This is a genomic window from Pseudomonas sp. FP198 (assembly GCF_030687895.1).
Taxonomy (GTDB): domain Bacteria; phylum Pseudomonadota; class Gammaproteobacteria; order Pseudomonadales; family Pseudomonadaceae; genus Aquipseudomonas.
Window position 1 is genome coordinate 5,075,001 of the sequence record NZ_CP117452.1, and the last position, 15,397, is coordinate 5,090,397.

Below are 15,397 nucleotides of genomic sequence, written 5' to 3' on the forward strand. Positions count from 1 at the left end.
CAACAGGCACCGGCAATGGAACGTTTACACCGACCATCCCGACTTCGATCTCATCGCAGAACAACCGTGCCGCCTCCCCGTCGCGGGTAAAGATACAAGTACCGTTGCCATACTCGTGATCATTGATCAGTTGCATCGCCTCTTCCAGGCTGTTGACCCGGACGATACACAGCACCGGCCCAAAGATTTCCTCCTTATAGATACGCATCTCGGGCGTTACGCGATCAAACAGGCAACCGCCCAGGAAAAACCCTTCTTCATGCCCAGCCACACTCAAGCCGCGACCGTCGACAATCAGCGAGGCGCCTGCCGCCACACCCTCTTCTATATAGCCGCTGACTTTGTCCCGATGCTGGCCGGTCACCAACGGCCCCATGTCCAAACCGCAAGACGTACCGGCACCGATTTTCAGCGCCTGGATCTGCGGCACCAACTTGGCCACCAGCGCATCCGCCACCTGATCACCGACACACACCGCCACCGAAATTGCCATGCAACGCTCACCGCATGAACCGTAAGCTGCACCCATCAGCGCGCTGACGGCATTGTCCAGGTCGGCATCCGGCATCAACACCGCATGGTTCTTGGCACCGCCTAGCGCCTGAACGCGTTTGCCGCGACGTGTACCTTCGGCATAGATGTACTCGGCAATCGGCGTCGAGCCAACAAAACTCAGCGCCTTCACTTCCGGCGCTTCGATCAGTGCATCCACGGCTGCCTTGTCGCCATGGACCACACTCAACACCCCCCTGGGCAGACCGGCTTCCAGCAGCAGCTGGGCGATCAGCAGCGTCGAACTCGGATCACGCTCGGATGGCTTGAGGATGAAGCAGTTGCCGCAGACGATCGCCAGCGGATACATCCACAGCGGCACCATCGCCGGGAAGTTGAACGGCGTAATGCCTGCCACCACGCCCAACGGTTGAAAGTCTGACCAGGCGTCGATGTTCGGTCCTACGTTACGGCTGTATTCGCCCTTCAGTATTTCCGGCGCCGCACAGGCAAACTCGACGTTTTCGATACCGCGCTTGAGCTCACCGGCGGCGTCTTCGAGGGTCTTGCCATGTTCTTCGCTGATCAACTGGGCAATGCGCGACTCGTTCTGCTCCAGCAACTGCTTGAAACGAAACATCACCTGGGCACGCTTGGCCGGCGGCGTGTTGCGCCAGGCCGGGAAAGCAGCCTTGGCGGCATCGATGGCCTGCTGGACAGTTGCGCGATCCGCCAGCGGAACCTTGTGGATCGCTTGCCCGGTGGATGGGTTGAACACGTCGGCCGTGCGTGCGTTGTCGCTCAGCAATTCGCCATTGATCAGATGCGGGATGAGGCTCATGGGGACTCCAGACAATTCGCTCGCCAGACGCTCTTGAACGAGCGTCTCTATATAAGAAAGAAATCAGTCGATTTTATTCAGCACGTCACCGACCGCATCGAACAGACGATCCAGATCCTGCGGCTTGCTGTTGAACGTTGGCCCGAACTGCAGGGTGTCGCCGCCGAATCGCACATAGAACCCGGCTTTCCACAGGGCCATCCCGGCCTCGAACGGACGCACGATGGCGTCGCCGTCGCGCGGGGCAATCTGGATCGCCCCGGCCAGGCCGAAGTTGCGAATGTCGATGACGTTCTTCGAGCCTTTCAATCCATGCAAGGCATTCTCTAAATGCGGCGCGACCTCGGCCACGCTTTGCACCAGGTTTTCCTTCTGCAACAGATCCAGTGCCGCCAGGCCAGCCGCACAGGCCACCGGGTGCGCCGAATAGGTATAGCCGTGGGGAAACTCCACCGCATATTCGGGCGTCGGCTGGTTCATGAACGTCTGGTAGATTTCCGAACTGGCAATCACCGCGCCCATGGGGATGGCGCCGTTGGTGACCTGCTTGGCAATGCACATCAGGTCCGGAACCACGCCAAAGCTATCCGCGCCGAACATCGAGCCGGTGCGACCGAAACCGGTAATGACCTCGTCAAACACCAGCAGGATGTTGTGCTGGTCGCAGATCTGCCGCAGACGCGTGAGATATCCCTCAGGCGGGACCAGGACCCCGGCGGATCCGGCCATCGGCTCGACAAATACGGCCGCAATGTTGGACGCGTCGTGCAGCTCGATCAATTTCAGCAGCTCATCGGCCAAGGCGATGCCACCTTCCTTCGGCATGCCACGGGAATAGGCATTGCTGGCCAGCAAGGTGTGGGGTAGATGATCGACGTCCATCATGGCCTGGCCGAACAATTTACGGTTGCCACTGACGCCGCCCAGGCTGGTGCCGGCGATGTTCACGCCGTGATAACCACGGGCACGGCCGATCATCTTGGTCTTGGTGGCCTGCCCCTTGAGGCGCCAGTAGGCACGGACCATCTTCACTGCCGTATCGGCGCACTCGGAACCGGAGTCGGTGAAAAACACATGGTTGAGGTTGCCCGGGGTCAGGCTGGTGATCTTTTCCGCCAGCTGGAACGACAGCGGATGGCCGTACTGGAATCCCGGGGAATAATCGAGGGTGCCCAACTGCTTGGCGACCGCCTCCTGGATTTCCTTGCGGGTGTGCCCGGCGCCACAGGTCCACAAGCCCGATAACGAATCGTAGACCTTGCGCCCCTTGTCATCCGTCAGCCAGCTACCCTCGGCGGCGACGATCAAGCGGGGATCGCGTTGGAAATTACGATTGGCCGTGTAGGGCATCCAGTGGGCATCCAGCTTGAGCTGGCTGGCCAGGGAACCGACAGCGTGTTCGGGCATGTTCATCGACAAAACCTCGCAGGGTATGAGCGGCATGAAGCCAAGGCGTTCTTGCGGCTACGTTGCCACGACGATAAAGTCGGTGAAATCCAGCTTTTCTAACCTTCAGTCAGCGGATCACTAAACTATGAGCGCTCGTCGTCCCGATCCACTGGCCCAAGTCAGCGACTTCGATATCCGCTTGCTGCGTATTTTTCGCAGCGTGGTGGAATGCGGCGGATTTTCGGCTGCGGAAACCGTGCTTGGCATCGGCCGCTCGGCTATCAGCCAGCAGATGAACGATCTGGAACAGCGTCTTGGCCTGCGTTTGTGCCAGCGTGGGCGCGCGGGTTTTTCACTGACGGAGGAAGGGCGCGAAGTCTATCAATCGGCATTGCAGTTATTGAGCGCGCTGGAGAGCTTTCGCACCGAGGTCAACGGCCTGCACCAGCATTTGCGCGGTGAGTTGACCATCGGCCTGACGGACAATCTTGTCACCCTGCCCCACATGCGGATCACGCACGCCTTGGCCCAGTTGAAAGAACGCGGGCCGGACGTGCAGATCCAGATTCGCATGATCGCTCCCAACGAAGTCGAACAAGGCGTACTCGACGGGCGCCTGCATGTCGGCGTAGTGCCCCAGGCCAGCGCCCTTTCCGGACTCGAATACCAACCGCTCTACAGTGAACGCTCGCTGCTGTATTGCGCGGTGGGACATCCGCTGTTTTATGTGGACGACCAACAGCTTGAAGACGCTCGGCTCAACAGCCAGGACGCCATCGCGCCAACCTTTCGCCTGCCCGCCGACATCCAGGCTCACTACCAGGCACTCAACTGCACCGCCAGCGCCTCGGATCGCGAAGGCATGGCGTTCCTGATTCTCACCGGACGTTACATTGGTTATCTGCCGGATCACTACGCCAATCTATGGGTTCAGCAGGGACGGCTGCGAGCCCTCAAGCCCTTGGCACGCTTTTATGATCTGAGCCTGGCGTCGGTCACACGCAAGGGTCGCCGCCCGCACCTGGTGCTGGAAAGTTTTCTCGAAAACCTGGCGGCAACCCGCTGACATTTTTGCAGTACACGGCTTTTATGGCAGCAGCACTTGTCGGATGCGCGCCGGTGCGCTATGAACGCACTTGCCCGCCCCCACAGACCCAGCCCGGAAACGTCCATGACCTTTGAAGTTCCTGCCCATGGTGGCAAGCCTACCGGCCGTATTCGTCAGAAAAACGAGGAAACCATCCTCAGGGCCGCCGAGGATGAGTTCGCCCGTCACGGCTTCAAGGGCACCAGCATGAACGCCATCGCCTTGAAGGCCGGACTGCCCAAGGCGAACCTGCATTACTATTTCACCAACAAGCTCGGCCTTTACGTCGCCGTGCTGAGCAACATCATCGAGTTGTGGGACAGCACTTTCAACTCCCTGACCGCCGAGGACGATCCAGCGCAGGCATTGACCCGCTACATCCGCGCCAAGATGGAATTCTCACGGCGCCAGCCCCAGGCATCGCGAATTTTCGCCATGGAAGTGATCAGCGGCGGCGAATGCCTGAGCGAGTATTTCAACCAGGATTATCGCGCCTGGTTCAAGGGCCGCGCGGCCGTGTTCCAGGCCTGGATCGATGCGGGCAAAATGGACCCGGTCGATCCGGTCCACCTGATTTTTCTGCTGTGGGGCAGCACCCAGCATTACGCCGATTTCGCCACCCAGATCTGCCGCGTGACCGGGCGTAGCAAATTGACCAGGCAAGACATGATCGACGCCGGCGACAATCTCATCCGCATCATTCTCAAAGGCTGCGGCCTGACACCAGACCTCTAGGACTCCATGCCTTATACCCTTGCCGGCTTTTGCGAATACCGTGAAGAAATCCGCAAAAGCCGTTTCATCACCTTCGCCGCCCCCATCACCAGCCCCGCCGAGGCCCAGGCCTTTATCGAGCGGCACAGCGACCTGGACGCCACGCATAATTGCTGGGCATGGAAACTGGGCGACCAATATCGCAGCAGCGACGATGGCGAGCCGGGTGGCACCGCCGGGCGCCCGATACTCGCGGCCATCCAGGCCCAGGATTGCGATCAGGTGGTGGTGCTGGTCATACGCTGGTACGGCGGCATCCAGCTGGGTACCGGCGGTTTGGCCCGCGCCTATGGCGGCGGTGCGAACAAATGCCTGCAAACCGCCGAGAAGGTCGAATTGATCAGCCGCGTAGCGCTGCGTTGCCTGTGCGGTTTCGCCGAGCTGGCCCTGGTGAAACTGCGGATAGCTGAATGCGGCGGTCTGGTCCTCGCCGAGGATTTCACCGCCAACGGCGTGGAACTTCAATTGGCAGTCGGTGAAGAACACATCGAGAGCCTGCAAACGCGACTGGCCGACTTGAGTCGCGGACAGATACGACTTGAGCGCCCGGCACCCTTATGAAAAAAGGCACAGCTTTGCCCACATGCGCTGTGCACCTGCCTGTGGATAACCTGGGCGCATCCTGCTGTAACCCTTCTGTCATGCGGGTTTTCAAGCATTGCTCGCTTTTCGTACAAAAATTCGCCGATACCGCGAATCCATCAAAAAACAAATGGTTGCGATGCTTTATCACCTTTAGAAGAAAGCCGCACAGGGCTTATGCCCGAGTTTCAGGCTTGCGCACAATAACTGTGGAGCAACCTGTGGATAACCCGTTCATGGCTCCAGCGGCCCCAAGAACAGCATGGCTTGCAGCCGCCTGATCATTTTTTAACCAGACATTTATAAGGACCTGAACCTGATCGAAACCGCATGACCGCTCCCGACGCGTTGTGCCGCAGGCTGAAACAACCGCCCGGGCAACGTTGTCCCATTGACTCCGTGACTTTTCTTTCAAGGAAGCATTCATGAATTCGGCAAAAACCGCATTGATCATCGGCGCCTCTCGGGGACTGGGCCTCGGCTTGGTGAAGACGCTTCTGAGTGATGGCTGGAACGTGATCGCCACGGTGCGTAACCCGCAGAACGCCGAGGCCTTGAAGGCGCTGGGGCCGGTGCGAATCGAACAGCTCGACATGGACGACCAGCAAGCCGTCATCGCCTTGAGCCAGCAGCTCAGGGACCAGACCTTCGACCTGTTGTTCGTCAATGCCGGCGTCAAAGGCCCCGACAACCAGAGCCCGGGCGGCGCAACGCTGGCTGAGGTCGGTCAGCTGTTCTTCACCAATGCCGTGGCACCGATCAACCTCGCCCAACGCTTCGTCGGGCAGATCCGCGACGGCAGCGGCGTGCTGGCCTTCATGAGCTCGGTGCTGGGCAGCGTGACCATGCCCGACGCCCCCGAACTGGCGCTGTACAAGGCCAGCAAAGCCGCGCTCAACTCCATGACCAACAGTTTTGTCAGCCAACTGGGCGAGCAGGTATTGACCGTGCTGTCGCTGCATCCGGGCTGGGTAAAGACCGACATGGGCGGCGAAGGCGCGGCCATCGATGTCGAGACCAGCACCCGTGGGCTGATCGATCAGGTCAATGCCTTTGCCGGCAAGGGTGGGCATCACTTCGTCAATTACAAAGGCGAGACGATTCCCTGGTAATCAACCCGGTATCCTTGGAGCATCCATCCTGCAGGACTTTTGTCGGGCACTGGAAATGTGTCCGGCAACCTGAGTACACTCCGAACCGCGCCCTCCAAGGCGCCCCTGGATCAGCAGACAGGGCATCACTGAGCTGGCTAACCTGAACCCACTTTCAGAGGAGCCGGCCACCATGCCTGCGACCCGTACCTGGTTAAAAAATCCCCTCGCCATTTTCACCGCCAACGGTCTCGATGCCCGTGGCGGTCTCGTCCTGCAGGACGGTGTGATCGTTGAGCTGCTCAGCGCCGGGCAACAGCCCACACAGCCTTGTGACACCGTGTTCGATGCTCGAGAACATGTGATCCTGCCAGGTCTGATCAACACCCATCATCACTTCTACCAGACCCTGACCCGCGCCTGGGCGCCGGTGGTAAACGAACCGTTGTTCCCATGGCTGAAAACCCTTTATCCGGTGTGGGCTCGGCTGACTCCGGAGAAACTCGCGCTGGCGAGTAAAGTCGCGTTGGCCGAACTGCTGTTGTCGGGCTGCACCACGGCGGCCGATCACCACTACCTGTTTCCCGAAGGTTTGGAAAACGCCATCGATGTGCAGGTGCAATGCGTCGGTGAGCTGGGCATGCGCGCAATGCTGACCCGTGGTTCCATGAGCCTGGGCGAGGCCGACGGTGGCCTGCCGCCGCAGCAGACCGTGCAGCAGGGCCAGGTGATTCTCGACGACAGCCAGCGACTGATCGCCCGATACCATGAGCGCGGTGCCGGCGCGAAAATCCAGATTGCGCTGGCGCCTTGCTCGCCGTTTTCGGTCACGCCCGAGATCATGCGCGCCAGCGCCGAGCTTGCGGAAAAGCTCGACGTACGCCTGCATACCCACCTGGCCGAAACCCTCGACGAGGAGGACTTCTGCCTGCAGCGCTTCGGCCTGCGCACCGTGGACTACCTCGACAGCGTCGGCTGGCTGGGCCCACGTACCTGGCTGGCCCACGGCATTCATTTCAATCCTGACGAAATCACCCGTCTCGGCGCCGCCGGAACCGGCATCTGCCATTGCCCCAGTTCGAACATGCGCCTGGCCTCGGGCATTTGTCCGACGCTTGAACTGACCGCAGCCGGCGCGCCATTGGGCCTTGGGGTGGACGGCTCAGCGTCCAACGATGCGTCGAACATGCTGCTGGAAACCCGTCAGGCGCTGTACATCCAGCGCTTGCGCTATGGCGCGCAAGCGATCACGCCGGAAAAGGTGCTGGGCTGGGCGACCCGGGGCTCGGCACAATTGCTGGGACGCAGCGACATCGGCGAACTGGCAGAGGGCAAACAAGCCGACCTGGCGATGTTCAAGCTTGATGAGTTGCGCTTTTCCGGCAGCCACGATCCGATCTCGGCCCTGCTGCTGTGCGGCGCCGATCGGGCGGATCGGGTGATGGTCGCGGGTCAGTGGAGAGTGATCGATGGACAGGTCGAAGGGCTCGATGTCCAAGGGTTGATTGCCGACCACAGCCAGGCGGCGCGGGAGCTGATCGCGGGTACCTGAACCAACCAAAAAACTGTGGGAGCGAGCCTGCTCGCGATGCGGTTTCATATCCGGCATTGATATTGACTGACCTGGCCCAATCGCGAGCAAGCTCGCTCCCACAGGGACTGTGACAGGTTCAAAGACCGAGCAACGACAACATGATAAACGTGGCAAACAGCACAAAGTGGGTCATGCCTTCGATGGCGTTGGTTTCGCCATCATTGAGGTTGATGGCGCTGACGATCAGGGTGATGAAGATCATCACCGTCTGCACCGGGGTCATCGCCATCTGGAAAGGCTGGCCGGTGTAAAGCGCCATGGCTTCCATCACCGGCACCGTCAGGATCACGGTGGACAGCGAGGCGCCCAAGGCGATGTTTACCACCGACTGCATGCGATTGGCCAAGGCTGCGCGCAGGGCGGTAAGAATTTCCGGCGCAGCGGAGATGACTGCCACCAGAATTGCCGTGACCACCGGCGGCGCGCCGGAGCCTTCCAGCCCGAGGTCGATAGCCTTGGACATGACTTCGGCCAGCGCACCGATGACCACCACGCCGAACACCAGTGCGCCGATGGAAAACGCCAGGCTGATGGGTTTCGGCTCGGCCTCCACCGGTTCTTTCCTGCGGCGTTTTTCCGGGTAGCTGTAGCTGAAGAAATAGCTGTGCGGCCCCACCTGCATGCGCAGAAACAACGTATACAAGACGATCATCGCACCGATGGTGAATGCCGAATAATGCTTCCAGTTTTCCTGCGGAATAAATTCCGGCACTACCATCGACACGCCCATGGCGGTGAGGATCATCACGCTGTAGGTACGCGCCGAATCGTCGTTATAGACCTGCTCGCCGTGCTTGAGCCCACCCATCAGCGCCGCTAGCCCGAGAATACCGTTGATATCGAGCATCACCGCCGAATAGATCGTGTCCCGTACCAGGGTCGGCGACGCCTCGTTACTCATCATGATCGCCAGGATCACCACTTCCACCAGCACCGCCGACAAAGTCAGGATCATGGTGCCGTAAGGATCGCCGACCTTTTCCGCCAGCAACTCGGCGTGATGGGCCACGCGCATGGAGGCGGCGACGATGAAGCCGATCAGCACCAGGCCGCCAACCAACGCCACGACCTGCCCGCTGCCCAGCAGCCAATGCTCCAGCGGATAGGCGACAAAAGCGGCAAGCAGGGCCAGCAACAACAGTTTTTCTTGCTTGATCAACGTCAGCATCGTGGGCCTATCGCCATGGACGGGTCATGAGCTACTAGACTGTGACGTGCCGGGAACGTTTCCTTCGGATGTGCCGTATCTGGTGTTCAGGCTTGCGCGGTTAGTGGATCAGCCGGTCAGGTTTTAGCCGACATCGGCGTCCACAGCTGTAGAATGCCCGCCATTGATTCGCTGATGAGAAAAAACCATGTACGACTGGCTTAACGCCTTGCCCAAGGCTGAACTGCACCTGCACCTGGAAGGCTCGCTGGAGCCCGAGTTGCTGTTTGCCCTGGCCGAGCGCAACAAGATTGCCCTGCCATGGAACGACGTGGACAGCCTGCGCCAGGCCTACGCTTTCAACAATCTGCAGGAGTTTCTCGACCTGTATTACCAGGGCGCCGACGTGCTGCGCACTTCCCAGGATTTTTATGACCTGACCTGGGCCTACCTGCTGCGCTGCAAGGCACAGAACGTGATACACACCGAACCGTTCTTCGATCCGCAGACCCACACCGACCGGGGCATTCCATTCGAAGTGGTGCTCAACGGTATCGCCGCCGCCCTCAAGGACGGTGAGCAACAACTGGGCATCACCAGCGGCCTGATCCTGAGCTTCCTGCGTCACCTGAGCGAAGAGCAGGCGGAAAAAACCCTCGACCAGGCGCTGCCCTTCCGCGACGCGTTCGTGGCCGTGGGCCTGGACAGCTCGGAGATGGGCCACCCACCGAGCAAGTTCCAGCGGGTGTTCGAGAGGGCGCGCAATGAAGGCTTCCTGACCGTCGCCCACGCCGGCGAAGAAGGCCCTCCCGAGTACATCTGGGAAGCCTTGGATCTGCTCAAGATCCAGCGCATCGACCATGGCGTGCGGGCCATCGAAGACGAGCGGTTGATGCAGCGGATCATCGACGAACAGATCCCGTTGACGGTTTGCCCGCTGTCCAACACCAAGCTATGCGTGTTCGATGATATGTCGCAGCACAACATCCTCGACATGCTCGAACGCGGTGTGAAGGTGACGGTGAACTCCGATGACCCGGCTTACTTCGGCGGCTATGTCACCGAGAACTTCCACGCGCTGCACACACATCTGGGCATGACCCAGGACCAGGCCAGGCGGTTGGCGCAGAACAGCCTGGATGCGCGGTTGGTGAAACCTTAAGACTGGCGATGATCCTTTGTGGGAGCGAGCCTGCTCGCGAAAGCGGTGAGTCAGTCGACATCATTTTCGATTGTCGGACCGCCTTCGCGAGCAGGCTCGCTTCCACCTGGATGAGGTTCAATCGACGGCCGTACCCTCGCTCAACTCCTCCAGCGTCTTGCCCCGCGTCTCCATTCCAAACAACCAGACCACGCCCGCCGCCACGGCAAAACACAGGGCGCCAAGGGCGAACACTCCGCCCTGCCCGGTGATCGGAAAGACCAAGCCGGTCACCAACGGTCCAAGCAGCGAACCGATGCGACCGACCGCCGAGGCAAAGCCCGATCCCGTGGCTCGCGCCGAGGTGGGATACAGTTCCGGGGTGTAGGTGTAGAGCACTGCCCACATGCCGAACAGAAAAAACTGCATCAGCAGCCCGGAACCGATCAGCAGCGTGACATTCCCGCCAAACACCGCGCTCTGGCCATAAAGAAACGCCATGACCCCGCCGCCCAGCAGCGTGATGACACACACCGGCTTACGCCCCCAGCGCTCCACCAGCCAGGCCGCCATCAGGAAGCCGGGAATCCCGCCGAGGGAAATCAGCACGGTGTAATAAACCGACTGGGTCACTGCAAATCCCGACTGCTGCAGCAGCGCGCCGAGCCAGGACGTCAGCCCGTAGAACCCGAGCAACGCAAAAAACCAGACGCTCCAGATCATCATCGTGCGCTGGCGGTACAACGGTGACCAGATCTGCGCCAGGGCCGAAAAGAAATTGCCGGGCGCCGTCGACAGCGTCGGCAGGCGAATCGGTTCGGGCAGGTCCTGGCGACCCAGCGAGGCCCGGACCTTGTCTTCGATCCGCTTGAGTACGGCATCCGCCTCGGCGCCCCGCCCCGCCTGCTCCAGCCAACGTGGCGACTCTGGAATGAAGAAGCGAATCACCAGGACGAACACCGCCGGCACCGCCAACACCAGGAAGATGTCGCGCCAGCCGATCAACGGCAGCAGGAAATACGACAGCACCCCCGCTGCCACGAAGCCCAGCGGCCAGAAGCCATCCATCAAGGCGATGTAGCGTCCGCGCTGCCTCGCCGGGATCAGCTCCGAGAGCATCGACTGGGCAATCGGAAACTCCATGCCCATGCCGACGCCCAGCAGGATGCGAAACAGCGTCAGCGTCTCCACGTCCTGGGCGGTGGAACACAGGTAACTGGCGAGCCCCCACAAGACGATGCTCCACTGGAACACCGGTTTGCGTCCGAAGCGATCGGCAAGCAGTCCCGACAACGAGGCGCCCAGCACCATGCTGAAAAAGCTTGAACTGGCCAACAAGCCGGCCTCGGCGGCGCTCAAGCCGAACTCGGTTCTGATCGAGCCCAGCAGGAACGTCATCATGGCCAGATCCATGGAATCAAAGAAAAAAGCCAGCGCGATAATAATGAAGATGACCCGGTGATAGCCGCTCATGGGCAACCGCTCAAGGCGTTCCGCTGCACTGTAAACGTGAGTGTCCATTATTGCGTTCCCCCCATCCGATAGAACCCCGGACCGAGTGTGCGCGAACCTCACGGGCAGCTATTGCTGATAACGACCTGTGTACCGCCCTAGAGCGCCATTTCCAGAGCCTCTTGCCTGGCGAATCGATGGATTTCCTGTTGGCCAAGCGCGGTTACCTGCAACGCCCTGGAGTCGTTGGGCAGGCTGAGCCAGCCGGACTGCATGAACAATTGCAACAATGCCGCCCCCAGCGCGCCCCCCAGATGCGGACGGCGTTCGCTCCAGTCGAGGCAGGCGCAGGCCATACGCGTCTCGCGATGAGCCAGTGCCTGGATGAACAGACCTCGCCCGGCCAGTTGGCTGGCACCTTTATGAGTGACGACCAGCCGATGCTCAAGCTGTTCGAGCCAGCCGGCCTCCAGCAGCCGCTGATACAGGTCCGCCGCCAGTGTGCCTCCCAAGTGGTCATCGCAAAGCCTGGCCCGCATCAACGAAGCGGGTGCCGGCGGCGTCCTGTTAGGCATGAGGCTGCGCTTGAAGACTTCCGGAACCTGTCGCGGCGTGCTGGCCAGGGTTGCGCTCGCCAATGCATCGACGGCAGCGCCGATCTCGGGTGCCGCCAGGCGAAAAAACCGCTTGCGGCCACGGATTTCGACCTTCACCAGGCCACCGGCAGACAGACGTCCCAGATGGGCATTGGCCGAGGATGGCGAAAGCCCGGCCAGCAGAGCCAACTCTTCAGCTTGCCGGGCCGTACCGTCCATCAACGCCCACATCATTGCGCTGCGCTTGGGGTCGGCCAGCAGCGTGGCGATCTGGCTGATGCAAGGTGCATGTTCCATGTATTCACTCCCTGTTGAATCGTTCGTCTACAGCTCTGGGCGTACTGAGCCGTAATGAGGTGCCGGCCGGTTCCTGGCCGGTTGCAGCCGTGCTCGATGCCATGCCGATACACTCGGCCGCTAGTATAAGCGCGCGGATCACGGTTGCCTGTCCTCCGGAAACCTTTGGAGGCGATTGTTCGTGAGGGAAAAGTCTCTATTTATCCGCGACTATGGCCATTATCAAAAAATCATTGAAAGAGCCTGTCGCTCAAGCCGCTTTAATCTCGCGCCTGAATAGCCAAACATGGACTTCTCGAACCACCTACGGAGCTGCTGTATGAAAGCCATCGCGTATTACCAATCGCTGCCTATCACCCACCCACAGTCGCTGCAGGACATCGAGCTGCCCGAACCGGTTGCGGGTCCCCGAGACCTGCTGGTGGAGGTCAAGGCCATTTCGGTCAACCCCGTCGACACCAAGGTCCGCCAGAACGTCCAGCCCGAAGCCGGCGCGGCCAAGGTGCTGGGTTGGGACGTGGCCGGCGTGGTCAAGGCCGTAGGCAGCGAAGTCACGCTGTTCAAGGCCGGAGACAAGGTGTTCTACGCCGGTTCGATCGCCCGCGCCGGAGGCAACAGCGAGTTGCACGTCGTCGACGAGCGCATCGTCGGTCATATGCCGCAGACCCTCGGTTTCGCCGAAGCCGCCGCACTGCCGCTGACCGCTATCACCGCCTGGGAATTGCTCTTTGATCGACTGCAGATCAAGGAAGGCCAGAACGATCTGGGCCAGAGCCTGCTGATCGTCGGCGCCGCCGGGGGTGTGGGTTCGATCCTGACACAACTGGCCCGCCAACTCACCGGACTGCACGTCATCGGCAGCGCTTCCCGGCCGCAGACCCAGGAATGGGTGCGAGACCTGGGCGCCCACCTCGTGGTGGATCACAGCCAACCGCTGAGCGATGCACTCAAGGAGGCGGGCCAGGCCCAAGTGACCCACGTTGCCAGTCTGACGCAGACCGATCAGCACCTCGACCAACTGGTCGAAGCCCTGGCGCCCCAAGGCAAACTGGCACTGATCGATGATCCCAAATCGCTGGACGTGACCAAGCTCAAGCGCAAGAGCCTGTCGTTGCATTGGGAGTTCATGTACACCCGTTCACTGTTCGAGACCGCCGACATGCTCGAACAACACAAACTGCTCAATCGCGTGGCCCGACTGATCGATACTGGCACGTTGAAGACCACGGTCGGCGAACACTTCGGCGTCATCAATGCCGAGAACCTGCGCCGGGCTCACGCATTGCTGGAAAGCGGCAAGTCCAAGGGCAAGATCGTCTTAGAGGGATTCTGACTGCCCGGGCAGTTGCCCCGCAGGCAATCTTGTGGGGGCAACTGCACCGTTAGTCCGACAATTGACCGTCGTCACAACTGCGCTGGCATTCGGGTCTACACTCGAGGCCTTTGCAACGCAATCTTTTACGTGAGGAGGTCAGCAATGAAGATCCTGATAAAAGAAGTGGCAAAATCCCAATGGCAAGTGCGTCTTGACCAGCACGTCGTGACCTTTCGCTCCGAAGCCGAAGCCCAGGCTTTCGCCGCGACCCTGCAAGCGCGCATCCATGCGCCGCATCAATTTCCTGAACATCAGCAGCGTGCCGCCAGCTGACTCAGCTCTGCTGGCCCGCCTGAGCGAGCGCCCGGGCGTTCTGCAGCCGACGGGTCAGCAACGCTGCCCCCACCACCAATAGTCCGCACAGGCTGATTACCATCGCCATCGGCACGGCCGTGCCGTCATGCAGCGCCGCCACCAGTGCGGCGGCCCCGGCGGCCACGGAAAACTGCAGGCACCCCAGCATCGCCGAAGCGCTACCGGCCCGGGCCCCCTGCCCGTTCATGGCGCAAGCCGATGCATTGGGAAGGATGCAGCCAAGGCTGGCGATGCAGATGAACAATGGGATCAGTAACGGCCACAAACGCTCCGGCTGCAAGGCGCTGACAGCCAGTAAACTGAGCCCGGCTATCCAGTAGACCCAGACGGCGCGAGCCAGCAAAAATGCCGGGCCTCGCCTGGACAACAAGCGGGCATTGACCTGGGCTACCAGAATGAAACCCGCCGCATTGGTACCGAACAACCAGCCGAAGTGTTCGGCCGGTACGCCGTAAAGCTTGATGAAGACAAATGGCGAACCGGCGATGTAGGCAAACATCCCGGCAATCGCGATGCCCCCCGTCAGGGCATGCCCCAGGAAGATTCGGTCTGTGAGAAGCCGACCGTACTGACGCAACGCGCCGGATAACGGTTGCCGAGGTACGTGGGCCGGCAGGCTTTCCGGGAGCCACAACGCGACGGCTGTCGCCGCGAGCGCGCTGAACAGGGTCAGGCCGATGAAAATCGATTGCCAGCCGTACAGGTTCACCAGCAAGCCGCCGAGCATCGGCGCGAGGATCGGCGCCAGGCCCATCACCAGCATCAGTTGCGAGAACACCTTGGCCGAGCCCACCGCGTCGCATTTGTCGCTGACTACCGCCCGGGAGATCACCATCCCGGCACAGCCGCCCAACGCCTGGACGAAGCGCGCGCCAATCAGCCATTCGAGACTGGGCGCATAGGCACAGGCCAGCGATGCCACGGTGAACAAGCCGACGCCTGTCAGCAACGGGATACGCCGTCCAAAGCGATCCGCCACCGGCCCGTAGGCCAGTTGCCCGAGGGACAGCCCGAGGAAATAAGCGGCCAGGGTCAATTGGACATGGTTTTCATCGGTGCCGAAGGCAATCGCCATTGCCGGGAACGCCGGCAAATAGAAATCGATCGCCAAGGGACCAAAAGCGCTCAAGGCGCCAAGAATCAGAATGGTACGGAGGTTCATGGGCGTCCAGCTCAGGCGTCAGTCGGCAGCCCGACAGTCTAGCCGGGCTGGGCGCTCTTGAA

The 15,397-nt window shown here is 60.8% G+C and carries 14 protein-coding genes (1 of these 14 running past the window's edge); 8 read left to right on the plus strand and 6 right to left on the minus strand.

Translation table 11 applies throughout. The annotated features are described in order from the left end of the window. Positions 1 to 1,333, minus strand: the 5' portion of a protein-coding gene (locus PSH78_RS23090) for a CoA-acylating methylmalonate-semialdehyde dehydrogenase (protein ID WP_305497017.1). The gene continues 161 nt to the left of window position 1, outside the view; 1,333 of the gene's 1,494 nt are visible here — the first part of the coding sequence; the start codon lies at positions 1,331 to 1,333; its stop codon lies off the left edge, out of view. A 63-nt stretch (positions 1,334 to 1,396) separates the two neighbouring features. Beyond that, the gene (locus PSH78_RS23095; RefSeq protein WP_305497018.1) at positions 1,397 to 2,746 is read right to left on the minus strand and encodes an aspartate aminotransferase family protein; all 1,350 of its coding nucleotides are present in this window, start codon (positions 2,744 to 2,746) and stop codon (positions 1,397 to 1,399) included. 121 nt (positions 2,747 to 2,867) lie between these two features. On the opposite strand from PSH78_RS23095, the gene PSH78_RS23100 reads away from it, so the two are divergent. The 5 genes from PSH78_RS23100 to PSH78_RS23120 all read left to right on the plus strand — a co-directional run bounded on the left by PSH78_RS23100 (position 2,868) and on the right by PSH78_RS23120 (position 7,808). Continuing rightward, positions 2,868 to 3,788, plus strand: coding sequence for a LysR family transcriptional regulator (locus PSH78_RS23100; protein WP_305497019.1), 921 nt, complete (start codon positions 2,868 to 2,870; stop codon positions 3,786 to 3,788). A 105-nt stretch (positions 3,789 to 3,893) separates the two neighbouring features. Then, positions 3,894 to 4,544, plus strand: a complete 651-nt coding sequence (locus PSH78_RS23105) for a TetR/AcrR family transcriptional regulator (RefSeq protein WP_305497021.1) — start codon at positions 3,894 to 3,896, stop codon at positions 4,542 to 4,544. Positions 4,545 to 4,550: 6 nt separating this feature from the next. After that, on the plus strand, positions 4,551 to 5,144 hold the full coding sequence (locus PSH78_RS23110; protein WP_305497022.1) for a YigZ family protein: 594 nt from the start codon (positions 4,551 to 4,553) through the stop codon (positions 5,142 to 5,144). 446 nt (positions 5,145 to 5,590) lie between these two features. Beyond that, positions 5,591 to 6,277: an SDR family oxidoreductase gene (locus PSH78_RS23115; RefSeq protein ID WP_305497024.1), complete on the plus strand. Its 687-nt coding sequence runs from the start codon at positions 5,591 to 5,593 to the stop codon at positions 6,275 to 6,277. Between the two features lie 172 nt (positions 6,278 to 6,449). Next, complete coding sequence (locus PSH78_RS23120) at positions 6,450 to 7,808, plus strand: 8-oxoguanine deaminase (RefSeq protein WP_305497026.1); 1,359 nt, start codon at positions 6,450 to 6,452, stop codon at positions 7,806 to 7,808. A 118-nt stretch (positions 7,809 to 7,926) separates the two neighbouring features. On the opposite strand, the gene PSH78_RS23125 is transcribed toward PSH78_RS23120, so the two are convergent. Further along, complete coding sequence (locus PSH78_RS23125) at positions 7,927 to 9,018, minus strand: calcium:proton antiporter (protein WP_305497028.1); 1,092 nt, start codon at positions 9,016 to 9,018, stop codon at positions 7,927 to 7,929. 187 nt (positions 9,019 to 9,205) lie between these two features. On the opposite strand from PSH78_RS23125, the gene PSH78_RS23130 reads away from it, so the two are divergent. Continuing rightward, positions 9,206 to 10,159: an adenosine deaminase gene (locus PSH78_RS23130; protein ID WP_305497029.1), complete on the plus strand. Its 954-nt coding sequence runs from the start codon at positions 9,206 to 9,208 to the stop codon at positions 10,157 to 10,159. A gap of 117 nt (positions 10,160 to 10,276) precedes the next feature. Here PSH78_RS23130 and PSH78_RS23135 read toward each other — a convergent pair whose 3' ends face one another. Together PSH78_RS23135 and PSH78_RS23140 are read right to left on the minus strand one after the other, a co-directional pair. Beyond that, the gene (locus tag PSH78_RS23135) at positions 10,277 to 11,659 is read right to left on the minus strand and encodes an MFS transporter (protein WP_305497030.1); all 1,383 of its coding nucleotides are present in this window, start codon (positions 11,657 to 11,659) and stop codon (positions 10,277 to 10,279) included. Positions 11,660 to 11,748: 89 nt separating this feature from the next. Then, positions 11,749 to 12,483, minus strand: a complete 735-nt coding sequence (locus PSH78_RS23140) for a helix-turn-helix transcriptional regulator (RefSeq protein WP_305497032.1) — start codon at positions 12,481 to 12,483, stop codon at positions 11,749 to 11,751. 319 nt (positions 12,484 to 12,802) lie between these two features. On the opposite strand from PSH78_RS23140, the gene PSH78_RS23145 reads away from it, so the two are divergent. Then, complete coding sequence (locus PSH78_RS23145; RefSeq protein WP_305497033.1) at positions 12,803 to 13,816, plus strand: zinc-binding alcohol dehydrogenase family protein; 1,014 nt, start codon at positions 12,803 to 12,805, stop codon at positions 13,814 to 13,816. Positions 13,817 to 13,960: 144 nt separating this feature from the next. Next, positions 13,961 to 14,131: a hypothetical protein gene (locus tag PSH78_RS23150; protein WP_305497035.1), complete on the plus strand. Its 171-nt coding sequence runs from the start codon at positions 13,961 to 13,963 to the stop codon at positions 14,129 to 14,131. A 1-nt stretch (position 14,132) separates the two neighbouring features. Here the strand turns inward: PSH78_RS23150 and PSH78_RS23155 are convergent, their stop codons facing one another. Then, on the minus strand, positions 14,133 to 15,335 hold the full coding sequence (locus tag PSH78_RS23155; protein ID WP_305497037.1) for a multidrug effflux MFS transporter: 1,203 nt from the start codon (positions 15,333 to 15,335) through the stop codon (positions 14,133 to 14,135). Positions 15,336 to 15,397 lie beyond the last annotated feature (62 nt).